This is a genomic window from Microvirga sp. KLBC 81, assembly GCF_003075415.1.
Taxonomy (GTDB): domain Bacteria; phylum Pseudomonadota; class Alphaproteobacteria; order Rhizobiales; family Beijerinckiaceae; genus Microvirga.
Window position 1 is genome coordinate 14452 of sequence record NZ_QDAH01000044.1, and the last position, 24170, is coordinate 38621.

General features: G+C 60.4%; 22 protein-coding genes. 18 read left to right on the plus strand and 4 right to left on the minus strand.

Annotated elements, in window-relative coordinates; all coding sequences use genetic code 11:
- Positions 1–130: 130 nt before the first annotated feature.
- From DC522_RS22020 to DC522_RS22035, 4 genes are all read left to right on the plus strand, one after another.
- A complete protein-coding gene (locus DC522_RS22020) occupies positions 131–1033 on the plus strand; it encodes a CoA transferase subunit A (protein WP_116530769.1) in 903 nt (300 codons plus the stop codon).
- A complete protein-coding gene (locus DC522_RS22025) occupies positions 1030–1854 on the plus strand; it encodes a CoA-transferase (RefSeq protein ID WP_116530770.1) in 825 nt (274 codons plus the stop codon). The genes DC522_RS22020 and DC522_RS22025 overlap by 4 nt, the downstream gene beginning before the upstream one ends.
- Before the next feature lie 123 nt (positions 1855–1977).
- Positions 1978–2991 (plus strand): MaoC family dehydratase, encoded by a 1014-nt coding sequence (locus tag DC522_RS22030; RefSeq protein ID WP_116530771.1) that lies wholly within the window; start codon positions 1978–1980, stop codon positions 2989–2991.
- Between the two features lie 779 nt (positions 2992–3770).
- The gene (locus DC522_RS22035; RefSeq protein ID WP_116530772.1) at positions 3771–4904 is read left to right on the plus strand and encodes a LacI family DNA-binding transcriptional regulator; all 1134 of its coding nucleotides are present in this window, start codon (positions 3771–3773) and stop codon (positions 4902–4904) included.
- Between the two features lie 121 nt (positions 4905–5025).
- Here the strand turns inward: DC522_RS22035 and DC522_RS22040 are convergent, their stop codons facing one another.
- Genes DC522_RS22040 through DC522_RS22050 form a run of 3 tightly spaced genes read right to left on the minus strand, consistent with a single transcriptional unit; the run spans position 5026 to position 8079 of the window.
- Positions 5026–5700, minus strand: a complete 675-nt coding sequence (locus DC522_RS22040) for an HAD family hydrolase (RefSeq protein ID WP_116530773.1) — start codon at positions 5698–5700, stop codon at positions 5026–5028.
- 30 nt (positions 5701–5730) lie between these two features.
- On the minus strand, positions 5731–6927 hold the full coding sequence (locus tag DC522_RS22045; RefSeq protein WP_116530774.1) for a CaiB/BaiF CoA-transferase family protein: 1197 nt from the start codon (positions 6925–6927) through the stop codon (positions 5731–5733).
- 33 nt (positions 6928–6960) lie between these two features.
- The gene (locus DC522_RS22050; RefSeq protein WP_116530775.1) at positions 6961–8079 is read right to left on the minus strand and encodes a LacI family DNA-binding transcriptional regulator; all 1119 of its coding nucleotides are present in this window, start codon (positions 8077–8079) and stop codon (positions 6961–6963) included.
- 577 nt (positions 8080–8656) lie between these two features.
- Here DC522_RS22050 and DC522_RS22055 point away from each other — a divergent pair.
- The 6 genes from DC522_RS22055 (at position 8657) to DC522_RS22080 (ending at position 15097) form a co-directional block, all read left to right on the plus strand.
- Complete coding sequence (locus DC522_RS22055; protein WP_165820250.1) at positions 8657–9670, plus strand: ABC transporter permease; 1014 nt, start codon at positions 8657–8659, stop codon at positions 9668–9670.
- Positions 9671–9780: 110 nt separating this feature from the next.
- A complete protein-coding gene (locus DC522_RS22060; protein ID WP_165820251.1) occupies positions 9781–10656 on the plus strand; it encodes a substrate-binding domain-containing protein in 876 nt (291 codons plus the stop codon).
- Between the two features lie 59 nt (positions 10657–10715).
- On the plus strand, positions 10716–11465 hold the full coding sequence (locus DC522_RS22065; protein ID WP_116530799.1) for an ATP-binding cassette domain-containing protein: 750 nt from the start codon (positions 10716–10718) through the stop codon (positions 11463–11465).
- Positions 11466–11578: 113 nt separating this feature from the next.
- A complete protein-coding gene (locus DC522_RS22070; protein WP_116530778.1) occupies positions 11579–13342 on the plus strand; it encodes an acetolactate synthase catalytic subunit in 1764 nt (587 codons plus the stop codon).
- 127 nt (positions 13343–13469) lie between these two features.
- Positions 13470–14468, plus strand: a complete 999-nt coding sequence (locus DC522_RS22075) for a dihydroxyacetone kinase subunit DhaK (protein ID WP_116530779.1) — start codon at positions 13470–13472, stop codon at positions 14466–14468.
- Positions 14468–15097 (plus strand): dihydroxyacetone kinase subunit L, encoded by a 630-nt coding sequence (locus tag DC522_RS22080; protein ID WP_116530780.1) that lies wholly within the window; start codon positions 14468–14470, stop codon positions 15095–15097. Before DC522_RS22075 ends, DC522_RS22080 begins: the two co-directional genes overlap by 1 nt.
- A gap of 32 nt (positions 15098–15129) precedes the next feature.
- On the opposite strand, the gene DC522_RS22085 is transcribed toward DC522_RS22080, so the two are convergent.
- Positions 15130–16239, minus strand: a complete 1110-nt coding sequence (locus DC522_RS22085; protein ID WP_116530781.1) for a LacI family DNA-binding transcriptional regulator — start codon at positions 16237–16239, stop codon at positions 15130–15132.
- A 272-nt stretch (positions 16240–16511) separates the two neighbouring features.
- On the opposite strand from DC522_RS22085, the gene DC522_RS22090 reads away from it, so the two are divergent.
- The 8 genes from DC522_RS22090 (at position 16512) to DC522_RS22125 (ending at position 24129) form a co-directional block, all read left to right on the plus strand.
- A complete protein-coding gene (locus DC522_RS22090) occupies positions 16512–17372 on the plus strand; it encodes a CoA transferase subunit A (RefSeq protein WP_165820252.1) in 861 nt (286 codons plus the stop codon).
- Complete coding sequence (locus DC522_RS22095) at positions 17369–18193, plus strand: CoA-transferase subunit beta (RefSeq protein WP_116530783.1); 825 nt, start codon at positions 17369–17371, stop codon at positions 18191–18193. Before DC522_RS22090 ends, DC522_RS22095 begins: the two co-directional genes overlap by 4 nt.
- 29 nt (positions 18194–18222) lie before the next feature.
- On the plus strand, positions 18223–19227 hold the full coding sequence (locus tag DC522_RS22100; RefSeq protein ID WP_116530784.1) for an ABC transporter permease: 1005 nt from the start codon (positions 18223–18225) through the stop codon (positions 19225–19227).
- Positions 19228–19269: 42 nt separating this feature from the next.
- On the plus strand, positions 19270–20304 hold the full coding sequence (locus tag DC522_RS22105) for a substrate-binding domain-containing protein (RefSeq protein ID WP_116530785.1): 1035 nt from the start codon (positions 19270–19272) through the stop codon (positions 20302–20304).
- A gap of 65 nt (positions 20305–20369) precedes the next feature.
- Complete coding sequence (locus tag DC522_RS22110; protein ID WP_116530786.1) at positions 20370–21191, plus strand: ATP-binding cassette domain-containing protein; 822 nt, start codon at positions 20370–20372, stop codon at positions 21189–21191.
- 36 nt (positions 21192–21227) lie between these two features.
- Positions 21228–22124 carry a CoA transferase subunit A gene (locus tag DC522_RS22115; RefSeq protein WP_116530787.1) on the plus strand — a complete coding sequence of 299 codons (897 nt, stop codon included), beginning with the start codon at positions 21228–21230 and terminating at the stop codon, positions 22122–22124.
- On the plus strand, positions 22121–22939 hold the full coding sequence (locus DC522_RS22120) for a CoA-transferase subunit beta (protein WP_116530788.1): 819 nt from the start codon (positions 22121–22123) through the stop codon (positions 22937–22939). Before DC522_RS22115 ends, DC522_RS22120 begins: the two co-directional genes overlap by 4 nt.
- Entirely contained in the window at positions 22936–24129 is a 1194-nt protein-coding gene (locus DC522_RS22125; RefSeq protein WP_116530789.1) for a CaiB/BaiF CoA-transferase family protein, read from the plus strand. The genes DC522_RS22120 and DC522_RS22125 overlap by 4 nt, the downstream gene beginning before the upstream one ends.
- The last annotated feature ends 41 nt before the right edge of the window (positions 24130–24170 follow it).

Below are 24170 nucleotides of genomic sequence, written 5' to 3' on the forward strand. Positions count from 1 at the left end.
GAGCTGTGTCGCAGATGACCATGGCGCCCATACATCGAGGCATCGACGCGATCCAAGCCAGGATGGCCAGCGTCTGGGCGTCTCCGGGAAACAACAGTGCTGATATCCAGATGAGACAGAAGATAGCCGAATGAGCACACCGAGTTCAAAACTGATATCGATGGCCGAGGCCGCGAGCATGGTGCACGATGGATCTCGCATCGCGCTGGGTGGCTTCGCCGTGTACCAGAAACCCATGGCTTTCGTCCGGGAGCTCATCCGCCAAGCCCGTCGCGACCTGACCATCGTTGGAACCGCCAATTCCTATGACGTCGATATGCTTGCCGCAGCGGGATGCATCAAGCAGGTCGAAACGTCGTATGTGGGGCTCGAGAAGTTCGGCCTCGCGCGGAACTTCCGCCGCTCCGCGGAGCGGGGAGATCTCAAGGTGGTCGACTATCCTGAAATGGTCAGCTGGGACCGCTTCCGCGCCAGCCAAGAAGGCCTCAAGTTCTGGCCCATCCCTTTTCTCGGCGGTAACGATGTCGTTACCCATAACAAAGACATCAGGAAGTTTCCTTGCCCGATGACAGGGCGTCCGCTCTTCGCGGTGCCTGCTGCCGAACCCGATATCGTCGTCATCCACGCCATCGCGGCGGACGAGCGCGGAAATGTCGTCATTCCGGCACGGCGCCTGCTGCCGCAGAGCGGCGATGTCTTGATGGCGCGCTCATGCGACAAGGTCATCGTCACGGCGGAAAAGATCGTCTCGAATTCGTTCATTCGCCGGCATGCGAGGCTTGTGGAAATACCGTCCTACCGAACAAAGGCCGTCGTGCATGCCCCTTACGGCGCTCACCCGACGCCTGTTCTCGGACGTTACCTGGCGGATGAGGTGCACCTCGCCAAATACGCGGAAGCATCAGGTTCAGAGGAAGCATTCCGCCAATACCTTGATGACTATGTCTACCGGCTCCCCGACCAGGGCGCTTACGCAGAAGCAATCGGTCCGGGACGTTTGGCCGACCTACAAGATATGGATTCGCTCCTATGACCGACACACCGGCAACACTCTACGAGGTACTGGCGGCGGCTCTCGCGCGGGACTTCGCCGATGGAGAAGTCGGCTTCACAGGCTTGCTGACCGGACAGGCCGCAGCGACCTTCGGAACGGCAGTCCCCATCGTCGCCATGGAGCTTGCGCGCCTGACTCACGCTCCGAACCTCACTCTTCTTCTGGCCGGCTGCTATCACAATCCTGATTTCAGTCAGCTCGATGCGATGCCGGATTCCGAGCACGACGCTTTGCTGCGGGACCTTCCGGCCGAGGCACAGACCTATGATTACCCGGGGCAATGGGTTCTGAAGCGCGGCGACATCAGCTTCGGATTCAGCAGTGCCGTTCAGGTCGACGTCGCAGGAAACATCAACAGCGTCTGCATCGGAGAGCATGATCGCCCGAAGGTCCGCCTTGTCGGCCCCATTCTTCAGCCCGAGCACATGACTCTGTTCCGGCGGGAATACATCATGATGCCGCATCATGACCGGCGGAACTTCGTCGAGAAGGTCGATTATGTGTCCGGCGTCGGATACCCCGGCGGTCTTGAGGGCCGCCGCGAGCTGGGGCTCGACTGGGGTGGACCCGAGCTGGTCGTGACTCCGAAGTGCATATTCGACTTCGACAAGGTCCGCGGCCGGATCAAGGTACGTTCCATCCATCCTGGCGTGACGCATGAGGAGGTGAGGGACTCGACAGGCTTCGACGTGGGCGATCTGACATCGGTGCCTGAGACCCAGCTTCCCACAGCGGAAGAGCTTCGCCTGATCCGGGAGCGCATCGATCCGAGGCAGCTGCTCCTGCCACGGTCTCATTGAAGGGGACGGAGTGCATGAGCCTTGGGATCATGCGCCCATGCTGCAGGTCCCCGATAAGCAGCAACGGATGACTATCGGGTTTGCGAACTTCCACCACAGTGGAACTGAAAAAGGAACCAGAACATGACGAGTTCAACTGATGCATCTCTGCCCTGGCGTGATCTCACCGATCCTCGCCGCGCCGCCGAGGTCGACGACCTCGAAGCCGGATTGAAAGAGCCGGTTTTCGAGAATCTGGAGATCCCAGAGGCTCTGGGACCGGTGACCATCACCGTGGACGATCACAAGATCAAGCGGTTCTCCTTCACGCAGGACGATTACTCGCCATGGTATCTGGAGGCGAGCCCCTTCGGAGGGGCGCGGATCGGCCAACCCGCCCTGCTGGGAAATGATCTTGTCCAGCTGTTCACGACGAGATACCGCGCCAGCAAGACTGTCGGCTTCCACACCGAGGAGCAGATGTGGTTCGACAGCCCCGTCAAGCTCGGTGAAAAGGTGACGATGTCGGGCACCTACACGGAAGCCTATGAGCGCCGTGGACAGGGGTACGTGGTGATGGAGGCGCAGGCGGTTGGCGAGGATGGCCGCAGCATCGTGCGGCATCGTGGAGTCGAGATCCTGCGCACTGTTCCTGGACGCATCGCCGGTCGCGGTAGCGACACACCTCAGCGTAAGGTGACGGGCGAGATCCCGGACAATCCGCGCTTTATCGAAAAGGTCGATGCCGAGACACGTCCAGGTGATGTTCTGAAGCCTCTGCCCAAGACAGTGACCTTCGAACAGACCGCTGTATTCTCGCGCATCGGCGAGTATGTCCGCAACACGCATAACGATCTGGATATCGCGCGGGCCGCAGAGCTTCGTGTGCCGATCGTGCAGGGCCAGCAGCAGTTTGGACTCATGGCGGAGTTGATGGCCAAGGTTTTCGGAGCGGCGTGGTTCACCGGCGGCTGGATGCAGGTCAAGTTCATCTCTCCTCTGGAGGTCTTCGATCCCATCGAGATCTCCGGCATCGTGACCAATGTGACGCCCGAGGCCAATGGCCGGCAGAAGGTCGAGCTGGAAATTTGGGTGCGTCGCGCCTCGGATTCGAAGCTCACGGCAGTGGGCTGGGCGTCCTGCGTGCATCCCAAGTAAGGAGCCCATCGGCGGTCGAAACAGGGCCGGCGATCCGGCGAGCAGCAAGACGAGGCTGTCGGCGAGCTTAAGAGGCATGCCGGCGGCCTCTGTGGACATCTGTGATGGGCCTATGGACGGCCCCGATGCAGAATCTGGGCGGTAGGGCAGCCCGGAATTGAACAGGCTGCCGAGAACCAGCAGATCAGGACCATCGGCTTGGCCGTCGCCGGCGCGATGGCGATCCCCGGCGGGATACAGCCTCGGACGTGAAAAGTGGATTTGCACTTTTGGGACCCATCCGATGCTTTCTCCTTCAATGAGAGCATCGTTTGCGCGGAAAACCGGATCCACTTTTCGCTGACGCGGCCCTTCGGGTCGCTGACGCGGACCTGCGGTTCCGCACGATGCTCTAATGGCCCATAAGTTCAAGACTTCGATACAGCCAGCCGGGGCATCAGTTCGCCTCCTCATGCCCAGGAACCTGGGATCGCGGTTATCCACCAGGGAAGCGCCGGTCGATACCAGTCGGTCACCGAATGCATTCTCCGGAAGGATGTCTGTCGCGTTGGGGCTCGGCCCGGAGAGGGTAGGCTCGGCCAGCCTCCACCTCTACACCGGAAGGGTAGATTTTAGTAAAATTTTTTATAGAATACCTCAATCGGATGAGGAACATTCGAAAAACGTTCTAACCGACACGTGAGAAATCTTATATCGTTCGAGGTGGTTAGCCCCGCCGATACATTTGGATCGCGATTCTGATTTGCTCATCGGGTGGTTCCAAATGTCTAAGAACGAAAATGTCCAAGGGTAGACGGGATATGGATCTCAATGACGAGGTGGATGGTTCCGAGAGAAAGCGCGCCACCATTCACGACGTCGCGCGTGAATGCGGTGTATCCGTCTCGACCGTTTCCAATGCTCTTGCGGGAAAGACCAACGTCAGCGAGGAGACCAAGCAGCGCGTTCTCGCGGCGGCCGCCAAGCTCGGCTACCGGGCATCGAAGTTCGCCCGCTCCTTGCGGATGCAGCGCAGTTTCACGATCGGCGTTCTTATCGCGGATGTCGCCAACCCCGCCTCGCCCGATTTCGTGCGCGGGATCGAGGATGTCGCCTTCCGCGAGCACTGCACGCTCCTTCTGTGCAACACGGATGGCGACGAGGGAAGGCAGATTGCTCATATGCGCTCGCTCCTCGACCAGCAAGTTGACGGCATGGTCCTGATCTCACAGCATTGCGAGGGGGAGGCGGTGCGCCAGCTTCTGTCCGCCGGGACGCCCTTCGTCCTGCTGCAACGGCGGTCGCACCGCTACGCGGATGACTATGTGGGCGCGGACAATCTGACGAGCGTGATCGATGCCGTGAGGCATCTGACGGATCTCGGGCATCGGCGCATCGCTTTCATCCGCGGGCCTCATGAATCGTCGACGGCGCAGGAACGGTTCGACGCTTACCTGCATGCGGTGCGCGTCTTCGGGCTCGACAATGATCCCAACTTGATCTTCTCCGGCAATTACAGCATCGAGGGCGGATATGCTGCCGCGATGCGCTTTCTGGAGCTTGATAAGCCGCCCACGGCGATCCTGGCGAGCAACGACATGAGCGCCATGGGCGTTCTCAACGCCGCTTCCGAGCGCCAAATAGAGGTGCCGGGTAATGTCTCGCTGATCGGCTTCGATGACATCGCTCTGGCCTCTTTCTCCCGGATCAACCTGACGACCATTCACCTCCCAAAGCGCGACATGGGCGCTGCGGCGGCACAGTTGCTGATGAAGCGCATCCAGAGCAAGGAGCCGCTTGAGCCGCAAACCCTCATCTTCCCAACCCGCCTTGTGGTTCGCGGCACCACGGGAATTGCGGCGAACGGAAAGCCGAAGGTCCGGGTTGCGGCCTTGTCGCGGCGCAGCGGAGAGGCAGCGCCGCTCGGCACCTGATCTTTTGCTAGCGCATCGTGCGGAAAAGTGGACCCGGTTTTACGCTTCAACGATGCGCTCTCTAGAGAAGGGAGCATCGGATTGTTCCCAAAAGTGCAAGTCCACTTTTGGGTCCGATGCTCTAGACGGTCGGGGTGGCGAGCCTCGGCCACTCGGCATGGAGGCTCGCGAGGTCTGGGTAGATGGTCGTTCCTGGAGGAAACAGGTTCTCATCCCTCGGAGCAACGATCCCGATGAATTGAGTGCCGGCAGACTCTGCTGCCTCGAGCTCCGTTATGGCATCGCCAATCGCCAGGATAGTCGCGGGATCATAACCTTCATTTTCAACGATGCTCCGAAAAGCATCGATTTTGCGCATTGGAGAACCGATCACGGATCTGAAGAAGCGGGTCAGGTCCCGCTGTTCGAGAATCCTGACAAGATCCTCGTGCAGGGTGCCGGAGACGAGGTGGAGCGGGATCTTGCCATGAAGGGTCGTCAGGAAGGGCAGGGCGCCCGGCAGGTAGCCGCAAGCCTCGATCTCAGCCGCCAGAAATTCACCATATAGCCGGGACAACCGGGCAACGCTCTCCGGGGTGGGCTCCCGGTCGAAGAGAGTACGTTCGAAATAGGTGAACTTTTCTCCGCGTCCGACACCTCCATGAAGCGCCTGATACTCGCGAATGTGAGCCTTCTGCTCTTCGCTGGGTTGATCGCCGTAGCATCGCACGAACAGCTCTGTCTTGAGCGAGACGGAGTCGAGAATGACTCCGTCAAAATCGAATATAATGCCACGGATATCGGCAGGCTTGCGCATACCGCTTTCCTTTCTGCGGGATTGCAGGCCTCAGATCGCGCCCGCCGCTTCCAATTGTGCGATTCGCCGCTCGTCATAGCCCGCCCACTCGGCAAGAACCTCGTGCGTGTGCTCGCCGACGGATGGTGGCGGGCGACGGATGGCACCGGGCGTTTCGGACAGATTGACGGTAACACCATGCATGGGCAGCTTGCCAATCGTCGGGTGGTCGATCTCGATGATCTGCTTGCGATGGTGAAGCTGAGGGTTATTCACGACATCGCTGATCCGGGCCACCTTCGCACAGGGCACGCCCGCCTCGTCCATCATCCGGACCACATCTTCCGACGTATGGGCAGCCACGAAGGCTGCGACCTCCGCCTCGATAGCATCGACATTCTGCATGCGGGCTGCTGCCGACGAGAAACGCGGGTCGCCCAGGAGGTGTTCGAGGCCAGCCTTCTTGGCAAAGCGGGGGAAGAGCGTGTCGTTACCGGTCGAAATATGGACCCACTCGCCGTCGGCAGCCTGGAAGTTGTTGGCAGGAGCAGTGTAACGGTCCCGGCTGCCGTTGCGGGTCGCTTCACGGCCGAGGAGCAGATATTCGGGAATCGCGGTCATCAGGAACGACACGGCGCTGTCCATCAGCGAGACGTCGACGACCTGCCCCAGACCCGTTGTCTCGCGTGCCCTCAAAGCATTCAGGGCACCGATCGTGGCGTAAAGGCCCGTGGTGAAATCAACCAAGAACGTGCCCGCCATCGTTGGGCGTCCGTCGGCCGGCCCCGTCATGGACATGAGACCACTCGATGCCTGCGCAATGACATCGAAGCAAGGCCTGCGCGCATGGGGGCCATCCTGACCGAAGCCGGAAATGCGGACCACGATCAGGCGTGGATTGAGGGTATGGAGGGTCTCCCAGTCGAGGCCCATGGCCTCCAGCGTTCCCGGGCGGAAATTTTCGACGAGAATATCGGCCTTGGCCGCCAGATCCTTCAGAATCGCGATGGAGTCGGGGTGTCTGTAATCAAGTGCGAGGCCGCGTTTGTTGCGGTTGTACATCATCACGTACAGGCTTTCGCCTGCGACCTTTGGCTCGATCGTGCGCGTATCTTCGCCAAGACCCTTTCGCTCGACCTTGATGACGTCGGCCCCCATATCGCCGAGCTGCATGGCGCAGAAAGGGCCCGCAATGAAGCGGGAGAGATCCAAAACGCGTATATCCTTGAGGGGTGCCTGATTTGTCATTGTTGGTTTCTCGATGAAAGTAAGCCAGGTCGGTTACGGATGAACTTGCGAGGTCGGCTTCCAGCGGTTCCGAAGGTAGGCGTTGAGATCCTGCTCCGAGAAGCGGCCGAGGGTTCTCTTTCGCCGCGCCGGGGGGGCGATGGATGCGCGAGCAACGAGCTGAGTTGGCAGGACGACATGACAGGGAGGGCAGTTGCCGCTGTCGAATCTCCCAATGAGCCTGAGGCCGATCGCTTTGCCGATCTCACTGGCAGGTTGCCGAATGGTCGAGAGTGCGATCTGCGGGAAAGAGGACACGAAGATGTCGTCAAATCCTATGACGGACAGGTCGCCGGGAATGCAGATCCCCATCTGAACCGCAATATCCAGCACAGCGCAGGCCATCAGGTCATTTGCTGCCAGAATGGCTGTTGGGCGCTTCTTGATGGACAACAGGCGATGAGCGGCCTTGAACCCGCTCATCAGAGTATAGTCCCCGGGGCAAACGAGCGCGGGATCGGAGTCCAGGCCGAGCTCCTGCACAGCTTGCCGATATCCATCCAAGCGCTCTTGCGCGGCTGAGGATTGCTCTGGTCCCTCGATGAATCCGATCCGGCGATGGCCGAGCGCAGCCAGATGCCGGAGCGCTGCCATACTGCCTCCGTGGTTGTCCATCCCGATGTAATCGAGATCCAGTCCCGCAGCCTTTCTGTGAGTCAGGACAATGGGGGGGCAGAGCTCGACCAGACGTTCGAACTCCTCCCCGCCAACGGGCTGGGATATCATGACAAGAGCATCGACATCGCGCTTGGCAAAAGTCTGGGCGGCGATCAGAAAACGCTCCCTGCTTCCTTCCGTGCTGGCCAGAAGCGTTGCGAATCCGGACGCGGCCATGACGCTATCCAGGCCTTTGACGATGTCGCCGAAAATCGGATTGGCGATGTCCGGCAGCAGCACTCCGATGGTGAACGTCCGGCGCTCCCGCAACGCTCGTGCAACCGGAGAGGCAACGTAATTCATAGCTTTGCATTGAGCGAGGATGCGCTTGCGGGTTTCTTCGGCGACAACCGGCTTCCCGCGCAAAGCATTGGACACCGTGGAGGGGGCAAGCTTGAGCTCACGGGCGACGTCAATGATCGTGACCTGCGGCTTTCTGGAATTCCTCACCTTCATCCTCTCGTCCTTCAAGGAAGGCGCGGTTCGAACCGCCCCGCACAAATTTTCATTAGCACGAAATAAAAACGTTTGCCAAAAACGTTTTTATAGATAATTTGAATTCAAGGGCGCCGAGGCAGAGCCATGAGAGCGCCCATTCATGGAATCGAGACGCTCAAGACTCTGCGGGTTGCCGGACCGCGGCCCGGATAGGTGCGCCCTGTCGGGAGGGAGTGCCGGAGAACGGAGATCCTGCTCGTCTTACAAGGTGTCGGCGCGCCGCGGGGCGCCAGGATGTGTGCTCTGCCGTAAGGCCGAGGTGTTGGAGCGGGAGAAGATATGCTGCGCGGGCAAGTCTATGGAAGGCAGGCTTCTGGCTGCGTCGGATACGGCCAGCGCTCCGAGCTTGGCCGGTTCTTCGCCGATGCCGTCGGGTCCGGCTGTCCTCAGTCCGTTCTTAGGGCTGATGGACCCGCCTCATGCGCGGCCGCTGCCGGGTTCCCGCAATCGGGAATCCGGTCCCTCGGCCTCCGGGCGCCAAAGATACCAGCAGGCCGGTTCCCGGCTGTCGTTCGCTGATTTAGGGAGAATATCAATGTCCAAGAATCCGCCTGCAACCAGCTTTACGCCAGGGCTGCCCCCGAGTGATCTCTCTCTCATGGGCCGCGCTCGCGCGCTTCTCCTGCAGAATGTTGCAGTGACCGGCCTCATCGTCCTCGTCATCATTTCCGCTCTTCTGTCTCCGCATTTTCTGACTGCCGACAATATCTTCAATGTCTTCCGGCAATGGACGATGGTGGGGCTGATCGCGGTGGGTCTGACTTTCGTGATCATCTCTGGCGGCATCGATCTTTCCGGCGGATCGATCCTTGCGCTCTCCGCTGTCGTTGGTGCCGTCGTCGCTCCACATATCGGTACATTCGGCATGGTCGGCGTCGTGCTGCTGGTCGGTGCGGTCTGCGGATATGTCAACGGTGCCGTGATCACGTGGGGCAAGGTACCGCCCTTTGTGGCAACGCTCGGCATGATGACCGTAGCCCGCGGTCTCGCCTTGATCATCAGCGAGGGACGAACCATTCCGACGCAGCTTGCCCCCGACTTCGTCTATTGGTTCGGGCGCGGCTATATCGGCGTGGTGCCAGCACCCGTCATCCTGACCGGCCTAGTCTTCATCTTCGCGGCTGTCGCACTGAAGTATACGACTTTCGGGCGTTTCGTCTGCCTCGTCGGTGACAATCCTGTCGGCGCACACCGGTCGGGCATCAATGTCGATGGCATGAAACGCAGCGTCTATACCCTGCATGGCGTTCTGGCTGCGCTGGCTGGTCTTCTGTTCCTCGGTCGCCTCGGCGTTGGCGAGCCGACCGCAGGCATGCTGTTCGAACTTTCAGGCATCGCAGCCGTGGTGATCGGTGGCACTCCCTTCACCGGAGGTATCGGCAGCATCGGCCTCAGCTTCGTTGGACTGATGGTGATCGGCCTCACCTACAACATTCTGAACCTGCTCTCCGTTTCGCCATACGCACAGGACGTCGCGCGAGGCGTGATCATCGTCATTGCCGTCATGTTCAGCATTCGCCGAATGGGAACAGGCAAAGCCCGGCGCTGAAGCGTCGCACAAAAGAGCCGGGCGATCCAACGCCCGGACTTTCTCAAAGGAAGGAACCAACCATGAAGCTTAAAACGCTAATCTGCTCTTTCACTGCCGGATGCGCTGCCATGGCACTGATGGCATCGTCTCCCTCCGCGCAGGAGAAGCTCAAGATCGGCCTCTCTCAGCCTAACGTCGAGCATCCCTACCGTGTGAGTGGCGTTGAGAAGGCCAAGGCTTGGGCGGCACAACATCCCGAGGTCGAGCTCACCATCGCCGATGGCCGCCGCGACAGCGCTGTTCAGCTCTCGTCGCTCGAAGATCTGATCACGCGCCGTGTCAATGTCATCGTCATGTCTCCAAATGACTCGGCCGCCTTGGCGCCGATTGCCGATTCTGCGAAGCGCGCAAAGATTCCGCTTGTCGTGTTCGATCGCAAGCTCGCCGTCGACCCGGACAGCTACGCCGCCTATATCGGCTCCGACAACGTGGAAATGGGACGGGTTTCCGCTCGCTTCATTGCCGAGAAGCTGGGCGGCAAAGGCAAAGTCATTCAGATCGAGGGCACGCCCGGCGCTTCGGCGACTATCGACCGCAAGCGCGGCTTCGAGGAAGAAATCGCCAAGTATCCTGGCATGAAGGTTGTTTCCTATGTCGGCCATTACCGCCTGCACGACTCCGTTGCGGTGATGGAAGACGCCATTACGGCCCATCGCGATCTTGCTGCTGTTTATGCGCACAACGACTCCATGGCCCTGGGCGCAGCCCAGGTTCTGAGCGAGCGCAACATCAAGAACATCGTGACGGTCGGCATGGATGGTGCGAAGGAGGGTTGCGATGGCGTTGCTTCCGGCGCGCTCACCGGATCCGTCTATTATCCGACCATGTTCCCCGAGGCTCTCGATCTCGCCGTGAAGGTCTCCAAGGGCGAGGCGGTTCCGAAAAATACGGTTCTGCCGACGCCGATGATCACGGCCGAGAATCGAGCAAACTTCTGCAAGTGATCCAAGTCCCCGGCGGCGGGCGGCGCCTGCCGCTCGCCGACCATTCCAGGGAGGGAACGATGTCCCCGCTACTGAAACTGAGCAATGTATCGAAATCCTTCGGCCCGGTGCGGGCGCTCTCTGACATCAGCTTTGAGCTGAACCCATCCGAGGTGGTAGCGCTTGTCGGTGACAATGGCGCCGGAAAATCGACGCTGGTCAAGATCATCTCCGGGGCGCTGAGCCCCGATGCGGGACGCTTCTGGTTCGAGGGTTCTGAGGTTCAGATCCGCAAACCCGAGGATGCGCGTCGCCTGGGAATTGAGACGGTCTACCAAGATCTCGCGCTTTTCGATAATTCCAATGTAGCGGAGAACATCTTCGCCGGCCGCGAGATCGTCAAGCGCGTGATCGGCATTCCCTTTCTTCGCTCATCGGAGATGCATGCGCGATCCAAGGAACTGCTGAAGACGCTGAAGATCCATATCCAGTCGACCCACTACCCGGTGAAAGGCATGTCGGGCGGGCAGCGCCAGAGCGTCGCCATCGCCAGAGCCGTAGCCTTCGGACGCAAGGTCGTCATTCTCGATGAGCCCACTGCGGCTCTCGGTGTGCCGGAGCAGCAGAAGGTCCTCTCCTTGGTGCGGGATCTCAAGGAGCGCGGCTTCTCGATCATCATGATCAGCCACAATCTGCATCATATTTTCGAGATCTCCGACCGCATCCATGTCTTGCGCCAGGGCCGCACGGCAGGCGTTCGGGCAACGAAGGAAACGAGCCCGGACGATGTGGTGAAGCTGATCACGGGCGGGGATCTCGTCCACCACTAGCTGCCTGAAGCCAAAGCCATTTCAGCCCGGTTTCCTGAAGGGGACACCTCCTTGAAGAAGCCAATTCTAACCAACCTGGCAAGAATGCCAGATCTACACCCTGGAGAAATCCGATGACTTCCCTCGCAACGAAAGCGGCCGATCCTGTGTCGCATACGATTTCGAACACATCTGGCGCTCATGTTTTCGCTGCGGCTCTGCGTCGCCACGGCGTGGAAGTGATTTTCGGCCAGAGCATTCCCGCTGCTCTCTTTATCGTGGCTCCCGAATTTGGCATCCGCCAGATCGGCTACCGCACGGAGAACGCAGGTACGGTGATGGCTGACGCCTATGCGCGCGTGAGCGGAAAGGTGCCTGTGGTCACGGCGCAGAACGGTCCGGCTGCGACCCTGCTCGTTCCCGGTCTTGCCGAGGCGCTCAAGGCTTCGATTCCGATCGTCGCCATCGTACAGGACGTTCATCGTCAGCAGACCGACAAGAATGCGTTCCAGGAACTCGACCATCTTGAGCTGTTCCGCGGTTGCGCCAAGTGGATCAAGCGGGTTGCGGATGTGGATCGCATCGACGATTACGTCGATATGGCGTTCACCGCAGCGGCTTCCGGCCGCCCCGGACCGGCCGTGCTGATCGCCCCCATCGATCTTTTCGTTGATACCCCGAAGGCTGATCGCACTGATCGCACGCAACGCGTCGCCTCTCTGGGAACCTTCCCGCTCGACCGGTCGGTCGCCGATCCGTCGGCCATCGAAGCCGCGGCCGATCTCCTTGCCGCGGCAGAGGCTCCTCTCGTCATCGCCGGCGGTGGCGTTCACGTCTCCGGGGCCGCCGATGCCGTTGCCGCCCTGCAGGAAGCCGCATCATTGCCGATCGCCACAACGGTCATGGGCAAGGGATCGACCGACGAACGTCATCCACTCTCCGTCGGTATTGTCGGCTACTTCATGGGAACGCGCGGCCGCACCCGTCACCTGCGCTCTCTCGTGACGGACGCTGACGTTATTCTGCTGATCGGTAACCGAACCAACCAAAACGGCACCGACAGCTGGAACCTGTATCCGAAGAACGCCAAGTACATCCACATCGACGTGGACAGCCAGGAAATCGGTCGAAACTACGAAGCCGAGGTACGGCTCGTAGGCGACGCCCGCCTGACGATCGAGGCTCTCACTGCGGCTCTGAAGAAGCGGGATCTTTCCGCACGCCGCGCCGCGCGCCCGGCGCTTGAAGCTCGCATCGCCGAGGGCCTCCGCGGCTGGGAGGCCGACATGGCCGAGAGCGTCGACATGGACAGGCAGCCAGTGCGTCCCGAGCGTCTGATGCGCGATCTGGACAGCGTCCTCACCCCGGACATGATCGTCGTGTCCGATGCGAGCTACTCGTCCATCTGGGTTGCGAACTTCCTGACCTCGCGTAAGCCCGGCATGCGCTTCGTGACCCCGCGCGGCTTGGCGGGTCTTGGCTGGGGCTTGCCCTACGCGATCGGCGCCAAGGCAGCTCGTCCGGATGCTCCGATCTTCTGCCTCGCCGGCGACGGCGGCTTTGCCCACGTCTGGTCGGAACTCGAAACGGCACGCCGCATGAATCTGCCGGTCGTGGTGACGGTGCTGAACAACCAGATCCTGGGCTATGAGAAGCATGCCGAGAAGGTACTCTTCAACGACTACTCGGATGCGTGCGATTTCGAAGCCGTCGACCATGCCGCCATCGCGAGGGCCTGCGGCTGCGAAGGCATCCGCATCGAGAATCCGGCGGACTTCAAGCCGGCTCTCGAAGCTGCGCTGCGCTCGGGCAAGACGACGGTTCTCGATGTCATCACCGACGAGCATGCCTATCCGCCCGTCAGCATGTTTGAGGCCAATCAGCGGCTCAACTACTAAGACTTACAACCGGGCAGGTCTCGTGCGATCTGCCCGGATCTCGATGGATCATGTTGATATCTGAGAGGTGGCCCGAGAGCGGTAAGCTCTTCACGGTCCTAGCCCTCGGGAGGAGGGGAGTAGCACAATGAAGAAACTGATCAATGCACCGACAGCTTATGTGGACGAGGTGCTCGACGGCTTGACGGCAGCGCATCCGTCGCTGGTGCGCGATGGCTCCGGCGGGCGTGTGATCCGTCGTGCCGATGCGCCGCTCAAGGGGAAGGTCGGCATCGCATCGGGCGGTGGATCCGGCCATCTGCCGCTGTTCACCGGTTATGTGGGGCAGGGCCTGCTTGACACTTGCTCGATCGGCAACGTGTTCGAAGGCCCCAACGTCGATTCCTGCATTGATGCCATTCGTCTTGCTGATGGTGGGAAAGGCGTGCTGTGCCTCTATGGCAACTACGGCGGAGACCGGATGAACTTCGACATGGCCGGCGAGGTGCTGGCCGATGAAGGCATCACCACCACGACGGTTCTCGGCACGGACGATGTGGCCAGCGCCGATCCCGACGAGCGTCACAAGCGCCGGGGTGTGGCAGGTATCATCTATGCTTACAAGACCGCAGGCGCCAAGGCGCAGGAAGGCGCGGATCTGGACGAGGTGACGCGCGTGGCCCGCAAGGCAGTGGATGCGACGCGCACGATCGGCGTCGCGTTGGCGCCATGCCAGGTGCCAACGGCCAGTAAGCCGACCTTCGCACTCGCCGAGGACGAGATCGAGATGGGCATGGGCATTCATGGCGAGCCCGGCATCTGGCGCGACAAGCTGAAGCCCGCTGACGCGATCGTGGACGAGATGATCGAGCGCCTGCTGGCGGACCGGCCCGCACTGGCGACCGACCGTGTGTCGATCCTGGTCAACAGCCTCGGGGCGACGCCTTTGGAGGAACTCTTCATTCTCTACCGCCGGGCGGCGCAACGCCTTGCGGAGCAGAAGCTGCGGGTCGTGCAGCCGCTCGTCGGGCCGTATGTCACCTCCATGGAGATGGCTGGCGCTTCGATCAGCCTGTGCTTTGTCGATGACGAGTTGGAAAGCCTGCTCGCTGCTCCGGCAGCGTGCCCGTTCTGGAGGGTCGGCTGATGGGTTGGACGATTGACGATGTCACCCGCGCTGTAGCGCGGGCCCAGGAGCGGATGGGCAGCCTTGAGCAGGAACTGAACGAGGCTGACTCGCGCCTTGGCGACGGCGACACGGGCAGCATGCTGGCTCGCGTCGTCGAGCGCATGAGCGCGACCGATCTAGCGCAGGCCGCAGATGTGGGCGCTGCTCTGGGCCTGCTCGCTCGCTCGACCCTTTCGGCGACGGGATCGAGCCTCGGTACGCTCATTGCCACGGCGCTGATGACCATGTCCCGCCAGACCAAGGGGCAGGCGGAGGTCGCATGGGCCGATCTGTCGGGCCTGTTGAGCGCTGCGCGGGATGCGATGATCGCCCGAGGCGGAGCGCAGCTTGGAGACAAGACGGTGCTGGACGCACTCGATGCCGTGGCCTCTGCCATATCTGGGCAGGACGACGGAAGCGCCGTTGCCACAAAGGCGCGGGCCGCGGCTCATGAGGCGCTGGACCGCTTCCGGGCTCAGCCTTGCCGCATCGGCCGGGCGCGGATGTTTCCGGAGAAGAGCGTGGGTTCGGACGATCCCGGCATGCTTGCCTTCGTGCGGATGACGGATGCGATTGCGGTCGCGCCTAATGCGGCAACGGCGTCGTAGCTGGTCTTAGAAACGCTTAACAGGCTGTGGCCCTACTGCATGGCGAGCTTGCATCGCGTGCGACGGGGCTTCGCCCGATCCGATCGCAATGGCGCGGTCGTATCTCTCACCTTCAGGCTGACCGGCAGAACGACCGACTGGAGATTGGCTTCGCGTCCTTCCGCCAGACGCCGGAGGAGCATTTCTGCCGCAGCCACTCCGATTTCCCACTTGGGCTGACAGATCGTCGTCAGTCCCCGCATTGACAGGGAATGTGGAAGCAGATCGCTGAAACCCAGTACGTCGTCAAACCCTGTGACGGAGAGATCTTCCGGCACGGAGAGACCGCGGTTTTGCGCCTCGTCGATGATGCCGAGTGCGGATATGTCGTTGGCCGCCATGATTGCCGTCGGTCTGTCGGACAAGGTCATCATCCTGCGGACTGCCTCACGTCCACACTCGATGGTGTAGTTGCCTGGAAAGATCCACTCCGGCTTGGAAGAGAGGCCGTATCGTTCCAGCGCGACGGAAAATTGCAGCAGGCGCTCGCGGGATGTGGACGAGCTTTCGGGGCCTGCAATGTAGCCGACCTTCTTATGTCCAAGACCCACAAGATGGTCCACGAGGAGATTGATGGCCTGAATGTTGTCCGGTCCGACATAATCCGCTGCCTCATAGGGGCGTCGATTGACAAAGACGCAAGGGGGGCCACCCTCAAGAAGATCCCTGATTGCCTGCGTTTCGAGCGATTGAGACACCAGGATCAAACCATCCACATGCCGATCGACCAGCGAACTGGCCAGAGCCAGCTGCTTCTGAGGGTTTTCATCCGTATTGCACAGAAGAATTGTGTGTCCCCTGGCGCTGAGAACGTCGTCGATTCCCTTCACGATCTGGGGGAAGATCGGATTCGTGATATCCGCAATCAGGACGCCGACCGAGGCCGAACGCTGGGTGCGAAGGGCTCTGGCAAGAGCCGAGGTGCGATAACCGATCTTCTTGGCTGTCTGCTGGATGAGCAGCCGCTTTTCACCGTCGACATAGCCTTTTCCCGATAGGGCGCGGGCGACTGTCGCGCGGGAAAGGCCACAGGCTTGCGCAACGTCCGCGATGGTGGGCCTTTTGCGGGATGAGGTGCGAATCTCGGAACTCCCCTTGGACATGACACGCTCTGAAAGCTTCCTGATTGGTAATCACCTTTGGGCGAGACGTCCATAAGGCGAATTCGACCATCGAAGTAAAACGATTGACAAGGCCAGCAACATATGAGATCGATTTCATGTGGAATCGATCTCATATGGATGGGAAGAGGTTTCATGGGCTTTCCGAAATGAGCCGCAACAGGCCGAAGGCGGACCGTCAGAGTCGCCGGGCCTCAACGGGAGGAGGACCCGCTTTGGTCCGAACGTCCAAATTATGTTCCCTGTCCGATGCCGTGTCTGCGGTTGCAGACGGTGATCGCATCGCGTTTGGCGGCTTTGCCATTTATCAGCGTCCCATCGCGTTCGTGCATGAGTTGATCCGCCAGAAGCGACGCGATCTGACCATCGTTGGCGTCGTCAATGCCAACGAGACGGATCTCCTCGTCGGTGCGGGTTGCGTCCGGCGGATCGAGACGTCCTATGTCGGCCTTGAGAGTTTCGGCTTGGCGCGCAATTTCCGGCGTGCGGCCGAGGCCGGCGAGATAGAAGTTGTCGACTACCCGGAACTCATCGCCTGGGATCGATTTCGTGCCAGCCAGGAGAACCTGCCATTCTGGCCTTGCACTTTTCTCGGCGGCAGCGACGTTGCTCAGCTCAATCCGGACATCATCCCATTCACGTGCCCTGTCACGGGCAAGCAGATGTGGGCCGTTCCACCCGCCAAGCCGAATGTGGTTGTGGTTCACGCCATCATGGGCGACGAATATGGTAACGTCGCCTTTCCCGCTCGGCGCCTCCTGCCGCAAAGCGTCGATGTCACTCATACACGCTCTTGCGACAAGGTCATCGTCACGGTCGAGCGCATCGTCAGCACGGAAGAGATTAAGAAGCATCCTGAGCTGACCGAAATTCCTTCGTTCCGGACGACTCATATTGTCGAAGTGCCCTATGGCGCGCATCCCACGGCAGTGCTTGGGATCTACAAGTCCGACGACGATCACTTTCGCGCCTACGCCGAGGCCAGCGCGACGCAGCAAGGCTTCGACGCCTATCTGGAAGAATACGTGCATGGCACCAGGGACCACCACGAATATCTGGAGCGGATCGGTCTTCGCCGCCTGATCGCGTTGCGCAACGTGGAGCTGCCACAATGAGTTCGCTTCGCTATACGATCGAGGAACTCCTCGCCATCCACCTTGCAAAAAGCTTCAGGGACGGAGAGGTCGGCTTCACAGGACTTGCGACAGGAGGCGCGGCTGCCCTTTATGCGACGGCCATTCCCTTGGCGGCCATGCAGTTCGCCCGGTGTACGCACGCTCCCAACCTCACCATTCTTCTCGCCGGGTGGTCGATCAACCCGAACATCGCCACTCTCAAGGAACTGCCGGCCGCCGAATTCGAATCCGGACTTCAGGGGCTGGAATGCGAAGCGCAGATGATGAGCTATCCGGGCCATTACGCCGTGCGGCGCGGCGACGTGGATTTCGGCTTCGGCTCGGGCGTCCAGGTCGACCGGCAGGGCAACATCAACAGCGTCTGCGTCGGCGATTATAAAAGGCCGAAGGTCCGCCTCGTCGGCTCCATCCTCCTGCCCGAGCATCTGGCTCTGTTCGGCCGCGAATACATCATGATGCCGCACCACGAGGTGAGGAACTTCGTCCAGCGTGTCGATTACGTATCCGGAGTCGGCTACCCGGGCGGCGCGGCAGGGCGTCAGAGCCTTGGTCTCGAAATGGGCGGGCCTGAATGGATCGTCACTCCCAAATGCATCTTCGATTTCGACAAGGCCGAAGGCCGGGCGAGACTCAAGAGCCTACATCCCGGAGTGAGCCTTGAAGACGTGAGGCGGAGCACAGGCTTCGAAGTTTTCGAAACGAACCCCGAGCGTACGCCTGAGCCAACCGACGAGGAACTCGAACTCCTTCGGCGCGTGGTCGATCCAAGAGGCATTCTTATCCCGCATCCCGATCAATAACCCGGTCCGAAAGGGGAGGAACAATCATAATGTCACATGTAGAAATCAGCAGCAGCTCTTCGGTCGGAACGATCCAGGCGACCGAGCAGGGCAAAAGCGCTCGCCACTATCTGATGCTTGCGCTGAAATACAGCCACGCAATCACATTCGTCATTCTGCTGATCGCAGCCACGATTGCCTCTCCGCATTTCTTGAACTCCACGAATATTCTGAACGTGATACGGGGCGCCAGTATGGTTGGCGTGGTCAGCATCGGCATGACGATCGTCATTCTGGCCAGGGGCATCGATCTGTCCGCCGGTTCACTCGTCGGCGTCGCGGCGATCACGGCTGCCGCGCTGGCGTCGAACGGCTCTCCGGCCGCGTGGGCAGTCGCTCTTGTGGCGACGACCGCGTTCGGGGCCATCAACGGGCTCCTTATCACACGTCTCAATCTTCAGCCCTTCATCGCGACGCTTGCGATGATGATTTTCGCACGCGGACTGATCTATCTCTATTCGGATGGCGGCGATGTTGCGGCGGAAGGAGCCGACAGCCTGTTCAGGTTGATCGGGTCCGGCTATGTCGGCCCGGTGCCTGTTCCCGTCGTCATCTTCATTTCGATCTGGCTGCTCTTCGCCTATGTCATGAAGCACACCAAGTGGGGCCGTCACGTCTATGCCGTTGGGGCCAACGAGGAGGCCGCACGCGTCTACGGAATTCCGGTCAACCGTATCAAAGTTCAGGTCTATGCCCTGTCCGGCTTCCTTGCAGGACTGGCCGGCCTGATCCTCGTCAGCCGCATCAGCGTCGCCGAGCCGAACGCCGGTAACCTCTTCGAGCTCGATGCGATTGCCGCAACACTCATCGGCGGGACGTCATTCGATGGTGGCGTCGGCGGCGTTGTCGGCACGATTCTCGGCGTCCTTATCCTCGCCATCATCACAAACCTTCTCAATCTCATGAGCGTATCGCCCTTCGTTCAAATGCTGGCAATGGGCGTCATCATCATCGTGGCCGTGGTGATCAGCGATCTCCGCAACCGGCAGCGATAACACGGGACGGACAAAGATCCGAGGAACCAGGAGGAATCGAGAATGACCACCAAGACAACAGATACCCGCTCCGGCCTGAGCCGACGTGGCCTGATCAAGGGCGGCCTGAGCGCTTCGGCGCTTGCCGTGACAGGTTTTCCATTCGTAATTGGCAGCGCCCGCGCGAAAAGCCCGGTTGCAGGCAAGACGATCGGCTTCTCCCAATCCTATGCGACGGACGAATGGTTGAAAGCCCAGCGTCAGGACGTGCTGGGGACGGCCGAGAAACTGGGCCTCAAGACCATCGTGACCGACGCTCGCGAGAGCCCGGCTCAGGAAATCCGTAATCTTGAGGATCTTGCCGTACGCGGCGTCGATCTCGTCGTCATGATTACCTATTACGCTGACGCGGTGCAGCCGGGCATCAAGGCTCTCAATGACGCGGGCATTCCGATCGTCGTCATGAGCTCGAGTCTCAAGGGCAATGTCAACTTCGATTGTCACCTCGCCGCCGACACTCTCGGCACGGCTCGCCGGGCTGGTCAATACTATGTCGAGCAGCTGAAGGGGCAGGGCAATGTCGTGCAGATCGAAGGCAAACCCGGCTCTGTCGTGAACCAGGAACGCGGCAGGGGCTGGCGAGAGGTCATTGACGCCAATCCTGGTATCAAGGTCGTCTCCAAGGGCATCGCCAACTACAGCCGTGCGGAAGCGTTGCAGGTCATGCAGGACTTCCTGCAGGCCCAGAAGGATATCGACGCGGTATACTGCCACAACGACAACATGGCGAAAGGCGCGCTCCAGGCGATCACCGAAGCAGGCCGCAAGGGCGAGATGTTCATTACTGGCTTTGACGGAATTTCACCTGAGACGCTGGAAATGATCGCCAACGGAGACCTGCGGGGTACATTCGTCTACCCGACGTTCGGTGGCGAAGCCGTGGAGGTCGCCTCGCGGATCCTGCAGGGACAGAAGGTTCCAAAAGAGCTGGTCTTCCCGTCGCCCATGATCACCAAGGAAAACATCGCCGAGTTCTACGACGCGGGCACCAAAACGCGACGTGTTCCGGCTGTCGATCTCAAGTCGCTGGGTCTTTGACGAACAGGGGAGCGCACTCTTCCGTGCGCTCCCAGGCCCAATCTCTCTTGTTGACGGAGTAACCGATGCAATATGCTTTCCAGGCACAGGAAGCCGCGTCTCAGAGTGCCTCGGCCGTTGTCCGAGATCCGATGATCTCGATCCGAGGCCTCTCGAAGTCCTATGGTGGGCACAAGGCGAATGATAACATCAGCCTTGATATTTTCCCCAATGAAGTGATTGCGCTGGTCGGCGACAACGGAGCCGGCAAGTCGACCTTCATCAAGATGATTTCGGGTGTGATTCGTCCGACATCAGGCTCGATTTCCATCGGAGGGAGAAAAGTCGACATGACCAGTCCCAACGATGCCCGCGCCAATGGAATAGAGACGTTGCATCAGAATCTGTCTCTGGTCGATGTCTTCAACGTTCAAGAAAACATCTTCATGGGCCGCGAGCTCCAGCGCAAGATTCTTGGCATGGTGCCTTCACTGGACCATGCAGAGATGCGCCGCCGCACGGTGGATCTCTTCAAGCAGCTCGGGCTCAAGACACCCGATCTCAACAAGGCCGTCCGCGCCCTCTCGGGCGGACAACGTCAGGCAGTGGGCATTGCAAGACTTCTCCTGGAGAACGACCTGAAGCTCATCATCATGGATGAGCCCATGGCGGCCCTCGGGGTGGAAGAGTCACGGCTTGTGGTGGAGCTCATCATGCGTCTGCGCGAGCGGGGCTACAGCGTCCTGATCATCAGCCACAATCTCGATCACGTCTTCCAGGTGGCCGATCGAATCGCGGTCATGAAGAATGGGCGCATGATTGGTGCCGTCGAGCGCAACAAAGTCGAACATGACGATGTGGTCTCGATGATCGTCGGCGGAAGGATTCCGGAAAGGCTCGCCAGCTAAGGCGAAGGCCAAGGGCAGGCGCAAGGAATATACGAGATGAAATCAAAGTTAACCAGTTTGAAGGATGCGGTCTCACGCATCGAGTCGGGGTCGACTATCGCTGTCGGGGGATCGCTCCTGCGCCGTCAGCCGATGGCGATCATCCACGAAATGATCCGTCAGGAAATTCGTGACCTGACGCTACTGACCTGGGCAACCACGATGGCGACCGACATGCTGGCGGGTGCCGGCGCCGTCCGTCGCTGGGAAGGTATCTATGCCGGCTTCTTCAGGCATGGTCTGGCACCCAATTTCCGCCGCCAGGTAGAGGCGGGCGCCATCGAGACGCATGATTATTCCGAGTCGGCCACCGTCGCACGTTTCCGTGCCGCAGGGATGGGCATCAGCTTCCTGCCGATCAAATCCATGCTGGGTACCGGCATGGTGCACAAGAGCCCTGATCAGATCAAGGAAATCCGCTGCCCATTCACGGGCGACACATATCACGCATTGGCGGCAGCGCAGGCCGACTTCACAATCCTGCATGGCTATGTGGCCGACGAATACGGCAACGTTCAGTGGCCGGTGGTCCGAGACAGCGACGATATCGACCAGATGATGGCGTCAGCTTCCAAGCGGCTGATCGTTACCGTCGAGAAGATCGTGCCGCACTCCGAGATCCAGCGCCGCCCCAGCTTGACATATATCCCACATAGCCTCGTCGAGGCTGTCGTCGAAGTCCCCTACGGCGCACACCCCTGCGCCTGCGACGGTTTCTACGATGAGGACGAGGCTGCGCTAAAGAGCTATCTGGCGGCAGCGAAAACGCCGGAGGGCACGGCCCAGTACTTGGCCGAGCATGTTTTCCGCCACCGCGACCACGCGGCTTATCTCGAGGCATTTGGCGGACGTGAGTCCTTGCGCGCCTTGGACGTGACAGGAGGGGCAGAATGACGGCCGCAAAGGATTTCACGACCGAAGAATTGATGATTGCCGCGATCAGCCGCGAGCTGCGTGACGATGAGCTGGGCTTCGTCGGCCTTGGCACCGCGGCACGGGCATTCACGCTCGCGGTGGGCATCCCCATTGCCGCAGCGAGGCTCGCGCAGCTCAAGCATGCTCCGGGTTTCAGCATCTATTGGGGCAATCTTCTCACGCCCAGCCTTGAGAAGATTCCTGACGCACTCCTGCAGGATGCTTATACCCGCTGGCCAGCCGCTGCGTCGCCCGCCGATGTCGGCTACAAGATCGACATGGTGACACGGGGCCGCTTCGACGTGTCGTTCGAGTCTGCTCCCCAGGTCGACAGGTTCGGCAATCTCAACATCACCGAGATTGGAGGAGAGGGCGAGCCGAAGAAGCGTCTTGTGGGTTGCCTGGCACAGACGGAGCATTTGGCTTTCATCAAGCGTCCGATCATCGTCACCGATCTCAAGAAGCGCACTTTCGTGGAGAAGGTCGATTTCATCACGAGCCTCGGCCATCTCGAGGGCGGAGACTCCCGCGCAAGCCTCGGCCTTCCAGGACCAGGCCCGTACATGGTCGTCACCGACAAGGCGCTCTTCGATTTTCATCCCGAGACCAAGCACATGCGCCTCAAGTCGGTTCACCCCGGCGTCACGCTCGACGAGGTGCTGGCCAATATGAGTTTCGAGCCGATCATCGAGGGAACGCCGTCGACAACCGAAGCCCCAACCGAGGAAGATGTCAGGCTGATCCGCGAGGTCATCGATCCTGAGGGCACACTCTTTTCGCCGAGGTCAGTATGACGACATCTCCATTGCAAGGCCTCAAGGTGCTCGATCTGTCCCGTTTCATTGCGGGCCCCCATTGCGCCATGCTGCTTGGCGACATGGGGGCCGACGTGATCAAGATCGAGAAGAAGGGAGCTGGCGACGACAGCCGCCATTTCCCGCCTTTTCAGAACGGGGAGAGCCTTTACAGCATGGCTCTCAACCGCAACAAACGATCGATCACCCTGAACTTCCGCGACAAGCGGGCTCAGGAACTCCTGCGTGAAATGGTGAAGACCGCCGATGTGCTCGTAGAGAACTTCCGTCCGGGCACCATGGAGAACATGGGATGCGGCTGGGAGGATCTCCGAAAGATCAATCCCCGTCTCATCATGACCCGCCTCTCGGGCTTCGGCCAGAATGGCCCCTATAGCCAGCGGCCCGGCTTCGACGGAATTGCGCAGGCTATGAGCGGCCTGATGGAGCTGACCGGGAACCCGGACGGCCCGCCCATGCTCGCCGGAACGTTCTATATCGATTACATGAGCGGCATGTACGCGACCACGGCGACCCTGGCGGCTCTCCATGCCCGCGAGAAGACCGGGAAGGGGCAGATGATCGATGTCGCTCTCCTCGACAGCGCCGTGTCCATGTTGACGACCGCGGTTTCCACTCAGGTCAACCAAGGCATCACCCTGACCCGGACCGGCAACCGGGACCGGTATTCCTCTCCTGCCAACGTGTTCAAGACAGGTAGCGGAGACTTCATCCTCATTCTTTCGGGAACCAATCCGCTCTTCAAGCGTCTGGCCGGAGCCATGGGGCAGCCGGAACTAACCACGGATCCGCGATTCGCGGATGTCGGCAGCCGTCTCAAGAACGCTTCTGCGATTGAATCCATCATACAGGAATGGCTCGGTACGCTGTCGACCGAGCAGGCTCTTGAGACGATCAGCGGTGCAGGTGTGCCATGCGCGAAGGTCGCAAGCCCGGCCGAGGTCGTCAGGAACCCGCAATTGCTTCACCGCAAGCAGATCGTAGAGGTGGAGCATCCCACCGCCGGGCGTGTCGCCATGTCAGGCGTGACCATGCAACTCTCCGAGAATCCGCTATCGATCCGCAGGCCCCCTCCAAGCCTTGGTGAACACACGGGCGAGGTGCTGCGCGAATGGCTAGCGCTTTCAAAGGAGCAGATCGAATCCCTCGATAAGGAGGGCGTGCTGTAAGTCTCCTGAAAGGACGGAAACCGAAAAAGGGGCAGCTCCGG

What these genes read in the sequence shown, in the direction of transcription:
- DC522_RS22080 (WP_116530780.1), top strand. Translation starts at nt 14,468, where the DNA reads ATGGGTTGGACGATTGACGATGTCACCCGCGCTGTAGCGCGGGCCCAG.
- DC522_RS22100 (WP_116530784.1), top strand. Translation starts at nt 18,223, where the DNA reads ATGTCACATGTAGAAATCAGCAGCAGCTCTTCGGTCGGAACGATCCAG.
- DC522_RS22045 (WP_116530774.1), bottom strand. Translation starts at nt 6,927, where the DNA reads ATGACAAATCAGGCACCCCTCAAGGATATACGCGTTTTGGATCTCTCC.
- DC522_RS22120 (WP_116530788.1), top strand. Translation starts at nt 22,121, where the DNA reads ATGACGGCCGCAAAGGATTTCACGACCGAAGAATTGATGATTGCCGCG.
- DC522_RS22115 (WP_116530787.1), top strand. Translation starts at nt 21,228, where the DNA reads ATGAAATCAAAGTTAACCAGTTTGAAGGATGCGGTCTCACGCATCGAG.
- DC522_RS22030 (WP_116530771.1), top strand. Translation starts at nt 1,978, where the DNA reads ATGACGAGTTCAACTGATGCATCTCTGCCCTGGCGTGATCTCACCGAT.
- DC522_RS22040 (WP_116530773.1), bottom strand. Translation starts at nt 5,700, where the DNA reads ATGCGCAAGCCTGCCGATATCCGTGGCATTATATTCGATTTTGACGGA.
- DC522_RS22095 (WP_116530783.1), top strand. Translation starts at nt 17,369, where the DNA reads ATGAGTTCGCTTCGCTATACGATCGAGGAACTCCTCGCCATCCACCTT.
- DC522_RS22125 (WP_116530789.1), top strand. Translation starts at nt 22,936, where the DNA reads ATGACGACATCTCCATTGCAAGGCCTCAAGGTGCTCGATCTGTCCCGT.
- DC522_RS22020 (WP_116530769.1), top strand. Translation starts at nt 131, where the DNA reads ATGAGCACACCGAGTTCAAAACTGATATCGATGGCCGAGGCCGCGAGC.
- DC522_RS22050 (WP_116530775.1), bottom strand. Translation starts at nt 8,079, where the DNA reads ATGAAGGTGAGGAATTCCAGAAAGCCGCAGGTCACGATCATTGACGTC.
- DC522_RS22060 (WP_165820251.1), top strand. Translation starts at nt 9,781, where the DNA reads ATGGCACTGATGGCATCGTCTCCCTCCGCGCAGGAGAAGCTCAAGATC.
- DC522_RS22025 (WP_116530770.1), top strand. Translation starts at nt 1,030, where the DNA reads ATGACCGACACACCGGCAACACTCTACGAGGTACTGGCGGCGGCTCTC.
- DC522_RS22055 (WP_165820250.1), top strand. Translation starts at nt 8,657, where the DNA reads ATGTCCAAGAATCCGCCTGCAACCAGCTTTACGCCAGGGCTGCCCCCG.
- DC522_RS22035 (WP_116530772.1), top strand. Translation starts at nt 3,771, where the DNA reads ATGTCCAAGGGTAGACGGGATATGGATCTCAATGACGAGGTGGATGGT.
- DC522_RS22065 (WP_116530799.1), top strand. Translation starts at nt 10,716, where the DNA reads ATGTCCCCGCTACTGAAACTGAGCAATGTATCGAAATCCTTCGGCCCG.
- DC522_RS22110 (WP_116530786.1), top strand. Translation starts at nt 20,370, where the DNA reads ATGCAATATGCTTTCCAGGCACAGGAAGCCGCGTCTCAGAGTGCCTCG.
- DC522_RS22070 (WP_116530778.1), top strand. Translation starts at nt 11,579, where the DNA reads ATGACTTCCCTCGCAACGAAAGCGGCCGATCCTGTGTCGCATACGATT.
- DC522_RS22085 (WP_116530781.1), bottom strand. Translation starts at nt 16,239, where the DNA reads ATGTCCAAGGGGAGTTCCGAGATTCGCACCTCATCCCGCAAAAGGCCC.
- DC522_RS22105 (WP_116530785.1), top strand. Translation starts at nt 19,270, where the DNA reads ATGACCACCAAGACAACAGATACCCGCTCCGGCCTGAGCCGACGTGGC.
- DC522_RS22075 (WP_116530779.1), top strand. Translation starts at nt 13,470, where the DNA reads ATGAAGAAACTGATCAATGCACCGACAGCTTATGTGGACGAGGTGCTC.